We start from the raw sequence: 14,989 nt of genomic DNA, 5'->3' as shown, positions 1-14,989 counted from the left end.
GCCAGGAGATCACATCGACATGAAAGTTGAATTAATCACTCCAGTAGCTATGGATGAAGGATTAAGATTCGCTATCAGAGAAGGTGGAAGAACTGTAGGTTCAGGAGTTGTTACTAGCATAGCTAAATAGTAACTTAACTTAATTTAAATAAAATCAAGAAAATATAATTGGACTAGGTGTTGAAACCTGGTCCTTTCCAAAGAGTATTGACATTTTACATATTCTATGATATTGTGTAAAAAGTAACGCTTAAATAAATAAGAGACTGAATCTCTTATTGAATATATATAAAAGTGGAGGTGCAGTTGTGAGAACAAAAATAACTTTAGCATGCACAGAGTGTAAACAAAGAAATTACGATTCAATGAAAAATAAAAAGAATAACCCAGATAGATTAGAAATGAAGAAATACTGTAAGTTTTGTAAAAAACACACACTTCATAGAGAAACTAAGTAGTCAATATAAGGTGCGACATATACTTATTAATTTTTAAGGATGTGAAGTTATGTCAGTAAGTAATAGTGTAAAAACTAAGGAGACTGCTAAAAGAAGCAGTTTATTTGGTTTTTTTAGAGAGGTTAAGGCAGAAGTTAAAAGAATAACTTGGCCTTCAAAGGATGAGACAAAGAAAGCATTTATTGCAGTGGTTATATTCGGCATAATATATATTATATTAGTTGGCGGATTAGATTTTATTTTCAAGAACCTCTTTGAAATGATTTTTAATTTAAAATAAAAGGAGGTTTAGGTGATATTTAACTCACCTGATAAGTATGAGTGATAGAGCAAGATGGTATGTAGTACATACATATTCTGGATATGAAAATAAGGTTAAAGCAAACCTCGAAAAAGCAATTGAAAACAGAAATCTTGAATCATTAATTCATGATATGCAAGTACCAATGGAAGAAGTGATTGAAGAGAAAGATGGAAAGCAAAAAGTCTCATTAAAGAAAAAATTTCCTGGTTATGTACTTATAAAGATGGTAATGACTGATGAATCTTGGTATGTTGTAAGAAACACAAGAGGAGTTACAGGATTTGTAGGACCAGGATCAAAGCCTGTTCCACTTTCTGAAGAAGAAGTTGAGTCAATGGGAGTTTTAGAAATGCCTGTTGAAATTGACTTAGAAGTAGGAGAGAGTATAAGAATTATCTCTGGACCTTTAAGAGATTCAGTAGCTAAAATTCAAGAGATAATTTTAGATAAGAGAAAAATAAAGGCTTTAGTAGATATGTTTGGCAGAGAGACTCTTGCCGAATTAGACTTTAATCAAGTTGAAAAATTAGTTTAATATAAACTGATTTTAATTAAGTGGGAGGACTAAAAGTCCGTATATACCACAGTATAGGAGGAATAACAAAAATGGCTAAGAAAGTAACTGGAATGATTAAACTTCAACTTCAAGCAGGTAAGGCAACACCAGCACCACCAGTTGGTCCAGCATTAGGTCAACATGGTGTAAACATAATGGGATTCTGTAAGGAGTTTAATGCTAAAACTGCAAATCAAGCTGGATTAATAATACCAGTAGTTATAACAGTTTACCAAGACAGATCTTTTAGTTTCATATTAAAGACTCCTCCAGCTGCTGTTCTAATCAAGAAAGAATTAGGATTAGAAAGTGGATCAGGAGTGCCTAATAGAACAAAAGTAGGTAGTTTAACTAAAGATCAAGTAAGAAAAATTGCCGAAACTAAAATGCCAGACTTAAATGCTGCTAACATCGAATCAGCTATGAGAATGATCGAAGGTACAGCAAGAAGTATGGGAGTAACAATTCAAGAGTAATTCGTAAAAATAAGTGGGAGGTCAAAACCGTTAATACCACAGAGGAGGCTTATTTATGGGAAAGAAATATGTTGAAAGTGCAAAGTTAATAGATAAAAGTGCTTTATATAGTCCAACAGAAGCATTAGACTTAACTGTAAAAACTGCAAAAGCAAATTTTGATGAAACTATTGAGTTACATGTAAGACTTGGTGTTGATCCAAGACATGCAGACCAACAAGTAAGAGGAGCAGTTGTATTACCTAATGGAACTGGTAAAACAGTAAGAGTTCTTGTATTTGCTAAAGGAGATAAAGCTACAGAAGCTCAAGAAGCTGGAGCAGATTTCGTAGGAGCTGAAGAATTAGTTCAAAAGATTCAAACTGAAAACTGGTTTGATTATGATGTTGTTGTTGCAACTCCAGATATGATGGGTGTAGTTGGTAGAATTGGTAGAGTCTTAGGACCTAAAGGATTAATGCCAAACCCTAAATCAGGAACAGTAACATTTGATGTTGCTAAAGCAATTGCTGAAATCAAAGCAGGTAAAGTTGAATACAGAGTAGATAAAACTGCTATAGTTCACTGTCCAATAGGAAAGAAATCTTTTGGTACTGAAAAGCTAAAAGAAAACTTTGGTACATTAATGGAAGCTTTAGTTAAAGCTAAACCAGCAGCAGCTAAAGGACAATACTTAAAATCAATAACTGTTTCAAGTACAATGGGACCTGGAGCAAAAATTAATCCAACAAGAGCATTAGATTAGTATTGACATAATTAATGGATTGTGATAAAATACTTTTTGTTGTGAAAAGTAAAATATTTTTTCCATAGACAGTAGGTGCGTAAGCATAAGGTATAACTACCTACCGAGGATATATAGTAATTAAGTTTATTATAGATCTTCTCTGTCTATGGGAAGATCTTTTTTAATAGAAATAAGCAGTTTAAAGACTGTGAGGAGGTGGACTGTAGTAATGAATAAGAACAGACAACTTAAGGAAGCAAAGGTTGCTGAGATTAAAGAAAAGTTAGAAAAATCAAAAGCTGTCGTTTTTGCTAAATATCAAGGATTAACTGTTGAGGAAGATACACTTCTTAGAAAAAACTTAAGAGAAGTTGGAGTTGAATATAAAGTATATAAAAATACTTTAGTTACTTTAGCTGCTAAAGAATTAGGTTTAGACGGTGCTGTTGAATATTTAGAAGGACCAATAGCTATTGCATTTGGATACGAAGACGTTACTGTTGGAGCAAGAGTATTAAATGATTTTGCTAAAGATCATAAGAAATTAGAATTAAAAGCTGGTATCGTAGAGGGAGAAATCTACGATGCAGAAAAAATCAAACAACTTGCAACAATACCTTCAAAAGAAGTACTTATTGCAAAACTTCTTGGAAGTATCAAATCTCCACTATCAAACCTTGCATACTTATTAAGTGCAATTAAAGATAGTAAGGAAGCTGAATCAGCAGAATAATTAAAAAATAAAATTTTATGAAAAAATTTCGGAGGTGCTATTAAAATGACAAGAGAAGATATCATTCAAGCTATAAAAGAAATGAGCGTTTTAGAATTAAATGAATTAGTAAAAGCTTGCGAAGAAGAATTTGGAGTAAGCGCTGCTGCTCCAGTTGCAGTTGCAGGTGGTGCAGTTGCAGGTGGTGCTGCTGAAGAAAAAACTGAATTTGATGTAGTATTAGCTAACGCTGGTGCAAACAAAATCAAAGTTATCAAAGCAGTAAGAGAATTAACTGGATTAGGATTAAAAGAAGCTAAAGAAATAGTTGATGGAGCTCCTAAGACATTAAAAGAAGCTGTTTCTAAAGAAGAAGCTGAAGACATGAAAGCTAAATTAGCTGAAGTTGGAGCAGAAGTAGAAGTTAAATAGTTTTAATTTCTTAAATATAAAAAAGGTGCTGATTATAGCACCTTTTTTAAACTCATTTTATAAAGCTATATAAAATGTTCATTTAAAAAGTGAGTATTCTATATAGCTTTATAGTTATAAAAGTGTCAGTATGGTTTGTTTTTTACTAAAAAATAAAATATTGACAATGAAAATTTTATGTGATAGTATCATATAATGTACTTAACCATGATAATGGATAAGTGTATATTCATGGGAAAAAAAGTATAATCTATGAATAAATGGTTATACTGAAAGAAGACGCTGTCCGAAAGCATAAATCCTTAGGGAAAGTATGTTTTTGGTTATTTTAGTTTATACAAGGGGTGAAAGTTGATGGTACATCCTGTCCAAGTTGGAAAAAGAACAAGAATGAGTTTTGGTAAAGTCAAAGATGTTACCGACATGCCAAATCTGATTGAAGTACAATTAGATTCATATCAATGGTTTTTAAAAGAAGGGTTACATGAAGTCTTTGACGATATTAATCCTATTACAAATTTTACTGGTAATCTAGTTTTAGAATTTGTAGATTACAAACTTGATATGGATAATATCAAATATTCTGTTGAAGAATGTAAAGAAAGAGATTCAACGTATGCAGCACCGTTAAAGGTTTCAGTGAGATTGCAAAATAATGAAACTGGTGAAATTAAGGAACAAGAAGTCTTTATGGGTGATTTCCCATTAATGACAGAACAAGGTACTTTTATAATTAATGGTGCAGAAAGAGTTATTGTTAGCCAATTGGTAAGATCGCCAGGCGTATATTACAATTACTCTATTGATAAAACAGGTAAAAAATTATATTCAGCTACTGTAATTCCAAATAGAGGTGCGTGGTTAGAATATGAAACAGACTCTAATGATATTATTTATGTAAGAATTGATAAGACAAGAAAACTACCAATTACTATTTTAGCTAGAGCTATGGGATTTGGAAGTGATCAAGAATTATTAGATTTCTTCGGTGAAGATGAAAGATTTAGAGCAAGTATTGAGAAGGATAATACTAAGACTAAAGAAGAAGCACTACTTGAAATATATAAGAGATTAAGACCAGGTGAGCCACCAACAGTAGATAGTGCAATATCATTAATAGACTCACTATTTTTTGACGCTAAAAGATATGATTTATCTAGAGTTGGAAGATACAAATTTAATAAGAAACTTGCATTAAATTTAAGAATTGCAAATCAAATAGCAGCAAGTGATATTATAAATCCTTCAACTGGCGAAATTATGATTGAAAAAGGCCAAAAAATAAGTAGATTATTAGCAGAAGATATTCAAAATGCAGGTGTTAAAACAGCTGATATATTAGTTGACGACAAAATTATTAGAGTTATTAGTAACCATTTTGTTGATATAGCTAAGCAAGTGCCTTTTGATGTATCTGATTTACAAATAAAAGAATTAGTACATTATCCAACTCTAAGAGAAATATTAGATAATTTCTCTGATGAAGATAGTATTAAGGAAGAAATAAAGAAGAACATAAGTAAACTTATTCCAAAACATATTATAAGAGATGACATATTTGCAACTATTAGTTATGAATTAGGATTACCTTATGGAGTAGGTTATGTTGATGATATAGACCATTTAGGTAATAGAAGATTAAGATCTGTAGGAGAATTATTACAAAATCAATTCAGAATTGGTTTATCAAGAATGGAAAGAGTAGTTAAGGAAAGAATGACTATTCAAGACCAAGAATCTATTACTCCTCAAATGTTAATTAATATAAGACCAGTTGCAGCATCTATTAAAGAATTCTTTGGTAGTTCTCAATTATCACAATTCATGGATCAAACAAATCCATTATCTGAATTAACACATAAAAGAAGATTGTCTGCATTAGGACCAGGAGGTCTTTCAAGAGAAAGAGCTGGTTTTGAAGTTAGAGACGTTCACCATTCTCATTATGGTAGAATGTGTCCTATTGAAACACCAGAAGGTCCAAATATAGGACTTATTAACTCTTTAGCTACATTTGCAAGAGTTAATGAATATGGATTTATTGAAACTCCATATAGAATTGTAGATAAAGAAAATGCTAGAGCAACAGATGAAATTAGATATTTTACTGCTGATGAAGAAGATCAATATCTAATTGCACAAGCAAAAGAGCCATTAGATGAAAACGGGTATTTTATAGATAAAAAAGTTACTGTAAGATATTTAGAAGATGTATTAGTTGTTCCAGCTAATGATGTTGATTTAATGGATGTTTCGGCTAGACAAATAGTATCAGTAGCTACAGCTATGATACCTTTCTTAGAAAATGATGATGCATCAAGAGCACTTATGGGATCAAACATGCAACGTCAAGCGGTTCCATTATTAAAGCCACAAGCGCCTATTGTTGGAACTGGAATAGAGTTTAAGGCAGCAGTAGATTCAGGAGTACTTCCAAAAGCAAGAAATGCAGGGGTTGTTACTTATGTGTCTGCTAATGAAATTCGTGTTAAGAGAGATTCAGATGGTGGAACAGATACTTATAGACTATTAAAGTTTAAAAGAAGTAACCAAAGTAGTTGTATAAATCAAAGACCTATAGTAAGTACTGGGGAAATTGTATTTAAAAACCAAGTCCTTTCTGATGGACCTTCAACTGACTTAGGAGAAATAGCATTAGGAAAGAACATAAGAATGGGCTTTATAACTTGGGAAGGTTATAACTACGAAGATGCTATGCTTATTTCTGAAGAATTGGTAAGAGAAGATGTATTTACTTCTATGCATATCGAGGAATATGAATGTGAAGCTAGAGATACTAAACTTGGACCAGAAGAAATAACAAGAGATATACCTAATGTAAGTGAAGATGCACTTAAGGATATTGATGATAGAGGTATAATAAGAATAGGTGCTGAAGTAAGATCGGGAGATATACTAGTTGGTAAAGTAACACCAAAAGGAGAAACTGAACTTACAGCAGAAGAAAGATTATTAAGAGCAATCTTTGGAGAAAAAGCTAGAGAAGTAAGAGATACTTCGCTAAGAGTTCCTCATGGAGAAGCAGGAATAATAGTTGATATAAAAGTATTTACAAGGGAAAATGGAGATGAATTAAATCCAGGAGTAAATGAACTTGTAAGATGTTATATAGTTCAAAAGAGAAAAATTTCAGTTGGAGATAAAATGGCAGGACGTCATGGTAATAAGGGGGTTATCTCTAGAATATTACCAGAAGAAGATATGCCATTCTTACCGGATGGTAGACCACTACAAATATGCTTAAATCCACTAGGTGTACCTTCACGTATGAACATCGGTCAGGTACTTGAAGTTCATTTAGGTTGGGCTTCTAGTCAATTAGGTTGGCATATAGCAACACCAGTATTTGATGGAGCAACTGAAAGTGAAATAGAAGAATGCTTAGAAAAAGCAGGATATAATGCGAATGGGAAAACTGTGTTATATGATGGAAGAACTGGTGAAGCATTCGATAATCTAGTTACTGTTGGTATAATGTATATCTTAAAACTTGCGCATTTAGTTGATGATAAGATACATGCTAGATCAACAGGACCATATTCATTAGTTACACAACAACCACTAGGAGGAAAAGCTCAATTTGGTGGTCAAAGATTTGGGGAAATGGAAGTTTGGGCATTAGAAGCTTATGGAGCTGCTCATACATTACAAGAAATATTAACTGTTAAATCAGATGATGTTGTAGGTAGAGTTAAAACATATGAAGCTATTGTTAAAGGTGAAAATATACCAGAACCAGGAGTTCCAGAATCATTTAAAGTACTTATTAAAGAACTTCAAGCATTGTGCTTAGATGTTAAAGTTTTAAATGAAGATAACCAAGAAGTTAGCTTAAGAGAAACTGTTGATGAAGAAATGGCAGATTTAGAAGTTAACATAGAAGGTGCAGAAGAGGTTGTTCCAACTGAGAATGTTGAAGAACTAGATGATGGTTATAAAGAAGAAGATTCCGAAGAAATAGATTATGATGAAAATTTCGAAATAGTAGAATTCGAGGATGAGTTAGAACTAGATGATTTTAATGATGAACACTAATTTTGAAGGGAGGATTTACCCTTGTTTGAGTTAAATAATTTTGATGCCATACAAATTGGCTTAGCATCTCCAGGACAAATAAGAGAGTGGTCAAGAGGAGAAGTTAAAAAACCGGAAACTATTAATTATAGAACATTAAAACCAGAAAAAGATGGTCTTTTCTGTGAGAGAATATTTGGACCTATGAAAGACTGGGAATGTCATTGTGGAAAATATAAGAGAGTAAGATATAAAGGTATAGTTTGTGACAGATGTGGAGTTGAAGTTACAAAATCTAAGGTAAGAAGAGAAAGAATGGGGCATATAGAACTGGCTGCCCCAGTTTCTCACATTTGGTATTTCAAAGGAATTCCATCAAGAATGGGATTATTAATGGATATGTCACCAAGAGCTTTAGAAAAAGTATTATATTTTGCATCTTATATAGTAATAGATCCTAAAGAAACTTCTTTACTAAAGAAACAACTTCTTAATGAAAAAGAATATAGAGAAGCTGTAGATAAATATGGAGAAGATAGCTTTGTTGCTGGAATGGGTGCAGAGGCTATTCAAGAATTACTAGGAGAAATTGATTTAGAAGCTTCTGCTAAAGAGCTTAAAGAAGAGCTTAAGCAAAGCACTGGTCAAAAGAGAGTAAGAATAATAAGAAGATTAGAAGTTGTAGAATCTTTTGCTAAATCAGGTAATGATCCTAAATGGATGATTATAAATGTAATACCAGTAATTCCACCTGATTTAAGACCAATGGTCCAATTAGATGGAGGTAGATTTGCAACATCTGATTTAAATGATTTATATAGAAGAGTTATTAATAGAAATAATAGATTGAAGAAGCTATTAGATTTAGGAGCACCAGATATCATTGTTAGAAATGAAAAAAGAATGCTTCAAGAAGCAGTTGATGCTCTTATTGATAATGGTAGAAGAGGTAGACCGGTAACAGGACCAGGTAATAGACCTTTAAAATCTCTTTCAGATATGTTAAAGGGTAAGCAAGGTAGATTTAGACAAAACTTACTTGGAAAAAGAGTTGACTACTCTGGTAGATCAGTTATCGTTGTTGGTCCAGAACTTAAAATGTATCAATGTGGTCTTCCAAAAGAAATGGCTTTAGAACTATTTAAACCATTTGTAATGAAAAAATTAGTTCAAGATGGAATTGCTCATAATATAAAGAGTGCAAAGAGAATGGTTGAAAGAGTATTACCACAAGTATGGGACGTATTAGAAGAAGTTATTACAGATCATCCAGTATTACTTAACCGTGCGCCGACTCTACATAGATTAGGAATTCAAGCATTCCAACCAGTCTTAGTAGAAGGTAGAGCAATTAAGCTTCATCCATTAGCATGTACAGCGTACAATGCCGATTTCGATGGAGACCAAATGGCTGTTCACGTTCCGTTATCAGTAGAAGCTCAAGCAGAAGCTAGATTCTTAATGTTAGCAGCTGGAAATATTCTTAAGCCATCAGATGGTAAACCAGTATGTGTACCTACACAAGATATGGTTCTTGGTTCTTACTATTTAACAATGGATAGAACTGGAGCTAAAGGTGAAGGTATGGTCTTCTCAAGTAAAGATGAAGCAATAATGGCTTATGAATCTAAAAATATAGAAATCCATGCACAAATTAATGTTAGAATCTTTAAAGAATTTAATGGTGTAATGGAATCTGGAATAATTAAGACTACAGTAGGAAAACTTATATTTAATGAATCTATTCCTCAAGATTTAGGATTAGTTAATAGAGAAGATGATAATGAAAAGTTTAATTTAGAAATTGATTTCTTAGTTACTAAAAAATCATTAGGAAAAATAATAGATCAATGTTATATGCAACATGGTCCTACTAAGACATCTATAATGCTTGATAACATAAAAGCATTAGGATATCATTATTCATCAATCGGAGCTGTAACAGTTGCAGCATCAGATATGATTGTACCTCAAGCTAAGTATGATTTATTAAAAGAGGCAGATGAAACAGTAGATAAAATCGAAAAGATGTATAAAAGAGGATTCATATCTGATGATGAAAGATATGAAAGAGTTATAGAAAAATGGACTAAGACTACAGAAGATGTAGCCGATGCATTAATGGATAGTATGGATAAGTTTAATCCTATATACATGATGGCTGATTCAGGAGCCAGAGGATCTAAGTCTCAAATTAAGCAATTAGCTGGTATGAGAGGACTTATGGCGAGTCCTTCAGGTAAGATACTTGAATTACCAATCAGAGCATCGTTTAGAGAAGGTCTTGATGTATTAGAGTACTTTATATCTACTCATGGTGCTAGAAAAGGTAATGCTGATACAGCTTTAAAAACTGCCGATTCTGGTTACTTAACTAGAAGACTTGTTGATGTATCACAAGATGTAATTGTTAGATCAGAAGATTGTGGAACTGATGAAGGAATATATGTATCTGAAATTAAAGAAGGTTCTGAAGTAATAGAAGAACTTAGAGAAAGATTATTAGGTAGATATACAGCTGAAGATGTTATTGATCCTTCTACTTCTGAAATATTAGTTAATAAGAATGAATATATGGATTCTGCTAAAGCTGAAAAAATTGTTTCAGCTGGAATTAAAAAAGTAAAAATTAGATCTGTATTTACATGTAGCTGTAAAGTTGGTGTATGTGCTAGATGTTATGGAATGAACATGGCAACTGCTAAAAAAATAGATATTGGAGAAGCAGTTGGTATAATAGCAGCTCAATCAATTGGAGAGCCAGGAACACAGCTTACAATGAGAACATTCCATACTGGAGGAGTTGCAGGAGCCGATATAACTCAAGGTTTACCTAGAGTTGAAGAATTATTTGAAGCTAGAAAACCAAAAGGTCTTGCTATAGTAAGTGAGATTACTGGTAATGTTAGAATAGAAGAAACTAAGAAAAAGAGAACAGTATTTGTTATGGGTGCTGATGGTGAAGAATGTAGTTATGATATACCTTTTGGTTCAAGACTAAAAGTATATGATGGAGATTACATTGAAGCTGGAGATGAAATAACAGAAGGTTCAGTAAATCCTCATGATATTATGAATATCAAAGGTGTTGATGGAGCAAGAAGATATTTACTTTCAGAAGTTCAAAAGGTATATAGATTACAAGGTGTTGATATCAATGATAAACATCTAGAAGTAGTTGTTAGACAAATGACTAGAAAAGTAAAAGTAACTGAATCAGGTGATACTGATTTATTACCAGGAACTATGATTGATATATTTGACTTTGAAGAAGAAAATGCTAGAGTTAGAGAGTTTGGTGGAGAAGAAGCTAAAGGCGAACAATCACTATTAGGTATAACTAAAGCAGCATTAGCTACTGATAGTTTCTTATCAGCAGCATCATTCCAAGAAACTACAAGAGTTCTTACTGAAGCAGCAATAAAAGGAAAAATTGATCCATTAATTGGATTAAAAGAAAATGTTATTATTGGTAAGTTAATTCCAGCAGGAACTGGTATGATGAGATACAGAGCTTTAAATTTAGATACAAAAAATAAAAATTTAGAAGAAAATGATATTGAGACTGTCTAATAATTTAATTTTATTGACATGAGTATATTTAAATGATAAAATACAGTTTGTGTGGTTTGAGAAAGCCATATAACATGATTTTGTTAATAGTATTTCATGAAGACAAATTTAGTTTGTCTTCATGAGTTTTTATCAAATTGTATATTTATATATACATATATCATTAAAAAGTGATATTTTAAAATTTAGATAAAAGTGTTTATTTAGCTTTTGTCTAATTAAAAACGTGTTTATCTTAATTAAAATATAGATAAATAAATTTCGGGAGGTGAAAAAATGCCAACTATTAGCCAATTAGTAAGAAAAGGCAGAAAAACAACTGCAGCAAAATCAACTGCACCAGCACTTAAAGAGTGCCCACAAAAAAGAGGAGTATGTACAGTAGTTAAAACAACAACTCCAAAGAAGCCTAACTCAGCGTTAAGAAAAATTGCAAGAGTAAGACTTACAAACGGATTTGAAGTAACTGCATACATTGGTGGTGTAGGCCACAACTTACAAGAACATAGTGTTGTTCTTATAAGAGGTGGTAGAGTTAAGGACCTTCCTGGTGTTAGATACCATATTGTAAGAGGTGCATTAGATTGTGCTGGAGTAGCTAACAGAATGCAAGGAAGATCAAAGTACGGTGCTAAGAAACCTAAACAAAAATAGGATTTCTTAAAGTAGTTTAGTGCTAATCTTCTCATTTACATAGATTTATAATTTTTAGTTTATATAGATGCAAGAGGAAGAGCGCTTTACGGTATGAAAAAATACCGAGTACCGATGAACTTAAATTTAAATTGTTAAGGAGGGAAGAAAAGTGCCAAGAAAAGGACATATCGCAAAAAGAGATGTATTACCAGATCCAGTATACAACTCAAAAGTTGTTACAAAGTTTATAAACAGTATAATGGAAGACGGTAAGAAAGGTGTAGCTCAAAAAATCTGTTACGATGCATTTGAGTTAATAGCACAAAGAAGTGGTAAAGAAGCTTTAGAAGTTTTTGAAGAAGCTATGAACAATGTAATGCCATTACTAGAAGTTAAAGCTAGAAGAATAGGTGGTGCTACATATCAAGTTCCTATGGAAGTTAGACCAGAAAGAAGACAGACATTAGGAATTAGATGGATGTTAATAGCAGCAAGAAAAAGAGGCGAAAAGCTAATGTGTGAAAGAGTTGCAGGAGAATTATTAGATGCATCTAATAACACTGGAGCAGCTGTTAAGAAAAGAGAAGATACTCATAAGATGGCAGAAGCTAATAAAGCATTTGCTCATTACAGATATTAATATATATAAACTGTTTTGGCTCATGCCAAGACAGTTTTGTCAAATTTATACTTACTATTTGAGAGGAGGACAAATAAATGGCTAGAAAATATACTTTAGATAAGTTTCGTAATTTCGGTATAATGGCTCATATTGATGCAGGTAAAACAACAACAACAGAGCGTATACTATTCTATACAGGAATGAGTCATAAAATAGGAGAAGTTCATGACGGTCAAGCGACAATGGACTGGATGGTTCAAGAACAAGAAAGAGGTATAACAATTACTTCAGCAGCTACTACATGTGAATGGAAAGAACATGAATTAAATATTATTGATACTCCAGGACACGTAGACTTTACAGTTGAAGTTGAAAGATCATTAAGAGTACTTGATGGAGCAGTTACAGTTCTTGATGCTAAAAGTGGTGTTGAACCACAAACTGAAACAGTTTGGAGACAGGCGGATAAATACGGTGTTCCAAGAATGATTTATGTAAATAAGATGGATGCAACAGGTGCTGACTTCTTTAGATGTGTTAACACTGTAAGAGATAGATTAAAAGCTAATGCAGTTCCAATTCAAATTCCAATAGGTGGAGAAGAAAACTTCAAAGGAATGATAGATCTTATAGAAAATCATGCTATTTTATATTATGATGATCTTGGAAAAGATATGAGAACTGAAGAAATTCCTGCTGAATATGCTGAACAAGCAGAAGAATACAGAGGTGCTATGGTTGAAGCAATAGCTGAGACTGATGAAGAATTAATGATGAAATACTTAGATGGAGAAGAAATTACAGCTGATGAATTACATGTTGCTTTAAGAAAAGCTACAATAGCTAACGAAATTTATCCATGTATTTGTGGTTCTTCATACAAGAACAAAGGTGTTCAACAAATGATTGATGGTGTTGTTGCTTATTTACCATCACCATTAGATATACCACCAGTAGCAGGAACTACATTAGAAGGAGAAGAAGATCATAGAGAAGCTTCAGATTCTGAACCATTATCTGCTTTAGCATTTAAGATTGCTACTGACCCATTCGTTGGTAAGTTAGCATATACAAGAATCTATTCAGGTATAATGGAAAGTGGTTCATATGTTCTTAACTCAACTAAGGGTAAGAAAGAAAGAATTGGTAGACTTGTTAAGATGCATTCTAACTCAAGACAAGAAGTTGAATCATTAGAAGCAGGTGAATTAGGAGCAATAATAGGTTTAAAGAATACTACAACTGGAGATACTTTATGTTCAGAAAAAGAACCGATCATACTTGAATCAATGGAATTCCCAGAACCTGTTATACATGTAGCTATAGAGCCAAAAACAAAAGCGGGTCAAGAAAAGATGGGATTAGCATTAGCTAAATTAGCTGAAGAAGATCCAACATTCAAAACTCACACTGATCAAGAAACAGGTCAAACTATAATAGGTGGTATGGGTGAACTTCACTTAGAAATCATCGTTGATAGATTACAAAGAGAATTCAAAGTTGAATGTAACGTTGGAGCTCCACAAGTTGCTTATAAAGAAACAATTAGAAAAGCTGTTAAGGCAGAAGCTAAATACGCTAAGCAATCAGGTGGTAAAGGTCAATACGGTCATGCTGTAATTGAAATGGAACCAACTGAAGGTGAATACGTATTTGAAAATGCTGTTGTAGGTGGAGCTATTCCTAAAGAATATATCCCAGCTATTGACAATGGTATTCAAGAAGCAGCTTTAAATGGTATCATTGCTGGATACAACGTTATTAACTTTAAAGTTAAGTTAGTACACGGTTCATATCATGAAGTCGATTCATCAGAAATGGCATTTAAGATTGCAGGATCTATGGCATTTAAAAATGCTATGGCTAAAGCTGAACCAGTACTTCTTGAACCTATGATGAAAGTTGAAGTAACAGTTCCAGAAGAATATATGGGAGATGTTATCGGAGATGTAAACTCAAGAAGAGGTAGAATGGAAGGAATGGAAGCTGTTAATGGAGCTCAAGTTATTAGAGCATTTGTACCATTATCAGAAATGTTTGGATATGCTACTACTTTAAGATCTAAGACTCAAGGTAGAGGAGTTTACTCAATGGTATTCGATCACTACGAAGAAGTTCCAAAGAATATTCAAGAACAAGTTGCTGGAAACAGAGCTAAGTAATATAATAAATTTAAAATATTAGAATCAGTGTAAATATAATACTTACAAAAAAGATTCTTTAAAATTAATTTACAATAAGGGAGGAATTTTACAATGTCAAAAGCAAAATTTGAGAGAAGTAAACCACACGTAAATATCGGAACAATTGGTCACGTAGACCACGGTAAGACTACATTAACAGCTGCAATCACAACTGTTTTAGCAAACAGAGGATACGCAGAAGCATTTAACTATGCAGATATCGATAAGGCTCCAGAAGAAAAAGAAAGAGGAATCACAATCAATACTGCACACGT

The 14,989-nt window shown here is 32.7% G+C and carries 14 protein-coding genes and 1 other annotated feature; all 14 genes read left to right on the top strand.

The window, feature by feature from the left end; genetic code table 11:
- A partial coding sequence (locus ACYUET_RS18715) for an EF-Tu C-terminal domain-related protein (protein WP_460282147.1) occupies positions 1–130 on the top strand: 130 nt, incomplete at its 5' end.
- Positions 131–308: 178 nt separating this feature from the next.
- Positions 309–458, top strand: coding sequence for a 50S ribosomal protein L33 (rpmG, locus tag ACYUET_RS18710; RefSeq protein ID WP_219779621.1), 150 nt, complete (start codon positions 309–311; stop codon positions 456–458).
- Positions 459–507: 49 nt separating this feature from the next.
- The gene (gene secE, locus ACYUET_RS18705; protein WP_460282143.1) at positions 508–738 is read left to right on the top strand and encodes a preprotein translocase subunit SecE; all 231 of its coding nucleotides are present in this window, start codon (positions 508–510) and stop codon (positions 736–738) included.
- Positions 739–775: 37 nt separating this feature from the next.
- Positions 776–1,297 (top strand): transcription termination/antitermination protein NusG, encoded by a 522-nt coding sequence (nusG, locus tag ACYUET_RS18700; RefSeq protein WP_219779623.1) that lies wholly within the window; start codon positions 776–778, stop codon positions 1,295–1,297.
- 71 nt (positions 1,298–1,368) lie between these two features.
- Positions 1,369–1,794: a 50S ribosomal protein L11 gene (gene rplK / locus ACYUET_RS18695; protein WP_219779625.1), complete on the top strand. Its 426-nt coding sequence runs from the start codon at positions 1,369–1,371 to the stop codon at positions 1,792–1,794.
- Positions 1,795–1,849: 55 nt separating this feature from the next.
- Complete coding sequence (rplA, locus tag ACYUET_RS18690; RefSeq protein WP_460282142.1) at positions 1,850–2,539, top strand: 50S ribosomal protein L1; 690 nt, start codon at positions 1,850–1,852, stop codon at positions 2,537–2,539.
- A gap of 44 nt (positions 2,540–2,583) precedes the next feature.
- Positions 2,584–2,713, top strand: a sequence feature (ribosomal protein L10 leader region).
- A 37-nt stretch (positions 2,714–2,750) separates the two neighbouring features.
- Complete coding sequence (rplJ, locus tag ACYUET_RS18685) at positions 2,751–3,254, top strand: 50S ribosomal protein L10 (RefSeq protein WP_460282140.1); 504 nt, start codon at positions 2,751–2,753, stop codon at positions 3,252–3,254.
- Positions 3,255–3,299: 45 nt separating this feature from the next.
- Positions 3,300–3,665: a 50S ribosomal protein L7/L12 gene (gene rplL, locus ACYUET_RS18680; protein ID WP_219779632.1), complete on the top strand. Its 366-nt coding sequence runs from the start codon at positions 3,300–3,302 to the stop codon at positions 3,663–3,665.
- Between the two features lie 354 nt (positions 3,666–4,019).
- Positions 4,020–7,721, top strand: a complete 3,702-nt coding sequence (gene rpoB / locus ACYUET_RS18675) for a DNA-directed RNA polymerase subunit beta (RefSeq protein WP_460282145.1) — start codon at positions 4,020–4,022, stop codon at positions 7,719–7,721.
- Positions 7,722–7,742: 21 nt separating this feature from the next.
- Complete coding sequence (gene rpoC, locus ACYUET_RS18670; RefSeq protein WP_460282138.1) at positions 7,743–11,273, top strand: DNA-directed RNA polymerase subunit beta'; 3,531 nt, start codon at positions 7,743–7,745, stop codon at positions 11,271–11,273.
- Positions 11,274–11,549: 276 nt separating this feature from the next.
- On the top strand, positions 11,550–11,927 hold the full coding sequence (gene rpsL, locus ACYUET_RS18665; RefSeq protein WP_219779637.1) for a 30S ribosomal protein S12: 378 nt from the start codon (positions 11,550–11,552) through the stop codon (positions 11,925–11,927).
- Between the two features lie 151 nt (positions 11,928–12,078).
- The gene (gene rpsG, locus ACYUET_RS18660) at positions 12,079–12,549 is read left to right on the top strand and encodes a 30S ribosomal protein S7 (RefSeq protein WP_219779639.1); all 471 of its coding nucleotides are present in this window, start codon (positions 12,079–12,081) and stop codon (positions 12,547–12,549) included.
- Positions 12,550–12,626: 77 nt separating this feature from the next.
- Positions 12,627–14,693 (top strand): elongation factor G, encoded by a 2,067-nt coding sequence (gene fusA, locus ACYUET_RS18655; RefSeq protein WP_460282136.1) that lies wholly within the window; start codon positions 12,627–12,629, stop codon positions 14,691–14,693.
- 93 nt (positions 14,694–14,786) lie between these two features.
- The coding region (locus ACYUET_RS18650; RefSeq protein ID WP_460282089.1) for a GTP-binding protein at positions 14,787–14,989 on the top strand (203 nt) is incomplete at its 3' end.

The sequence above is a fragment of the Clostridium sp. CTA-5 genome (genome assembly GCF_054768135.1).
Note: the sequence above shows the minus strand (reverse complement) of the source record. Positions and strands in the feature narration are given on the sequence as shown.